This window comes from Tritonibacter sp. SIMBA_163 (assembly GCF_046535935.1).
GTDB classification, from domain to species: Bacteria; Pseudomonadota; Alphaproteobacteria; order Rhodobacterales; family Rhodobacteraceae; genus Epibacterium; species Epibacterium scottomollicae.
Map to the genome: position 1 here is coordinate 1 of NZ_JAWJBP010000586.1, position 265 is coordinate 265.

Below are 265 nucleotides of genomic sequence, written 5' to 3' on the forward strand. Positions count from 1 at the left end.
GGCGTCGATCAGCGAGCCGGAGAACTTCAGGGCCAGGTTTGATTGAATGGCAACGGCAATAACGATTCCGATTGCCGCGATTGGCACCGCCACTTCCGCGGCCTGCTTGGCTGCGTCGCGCACCGCCTCAATGGCCTTGGTCGGCGTGATCCAAGTGTTGCGTCGGAGGAACGCGGAAGACGGACAGGCAACCATTGCCCAAAGCGCCGCGTATGTGGCCGAAAAGCCCATGGACAACATGACGATTAGGACCGCAGGCGGAATG

Annotated in this window: 1 protein-coding gene; it reads right to left on the reverse strand. The window is 60.8% G+C overall.

What is annotated here, in order from left to right; genetic code table 11:
* A partial coding sequence (locus tag R0J92_RS23650; protein WP_411053470.1) for a hypothetical protein occupies positions 1–231 on the reverse strand: 231 nt, incomplete at its 3' end.
* Between the last annotated feature and the right edge of the window lie 34 nt (positions 232–265).